Below are 569 nucleotides of genomic sequence, written 5' to 3'. Positions count from 1 at the left end.
TGCCGCATGACTTTGGTGTTGCCGGTGCAGTCGAACGTGTAGTCGGCGCCGCCGATCTGGTCGGCGCCGCGCTTGGTCATGTTGACGAGATGAGCCACGATATCGCCGTCGATCTCCTTCGGATTGACGAAATGCGTCATGCCGAATTTCTCGCCCCATTCCTTCTTGTCGTTGTTCAGGTCGACGCCGATGATCATGTCGGCGCCGGCCAGGCGCAGGCCCTGGATGACGTTGAGGCCGATGCCGCCGAGGCCGAAGACGACCGCCGTCGCGCCTTGCTCGACCTTGGCCGTGTTGATCACAGCGCCGATGCCGGTGGTGACGCCGCAGCCGATGTAGCAGATCTTGTCGAACGGTGCGTCCGGGTTGACCTTGGCCACCGCGATCTCGGGCAGCACGGTGAAATTGGAGAAGGTCGAGCAGCCCATATAGTGGAACAGCTTGTCCTTGCCGATCGAGAAGCGCGAGGTGCCGTCGGGCATCAAGCCCTGTCCCTGCGTGGCGCGGATCGCGGTGCACAGGTTGGTCTTGCGCGACAGGCAGGACGGGCACTGCCGGCATTCCGGCGT

1 protein-coding gene is annotated in these 569 nt (G+C 63.4%); it reads right to left on the bottom strand.

Annotated features, from left to right (window positions below; translation table 11 throughout):
- Window positions 1–569 (bottom strand): zinc-binding dehydrogenase (locus NKH70_RS35735; protein ID WP_353027481.1); only part of this gene is annotated, 569 nt, incomplete at both ends.

The organism is Mesorhizobium sp. M0991, from assembly GCF_040318915.1.
GTDB lineage: Bacteria > Pseudomonadota > Alphaproteobacteria > Rhizobiales > Rhizobiaceae > Mesorhizobium.
Note: the sequence above shows the minus strand (reverse complement) of the source record. Positions and strands in the feature narration are given on the sequence as shown.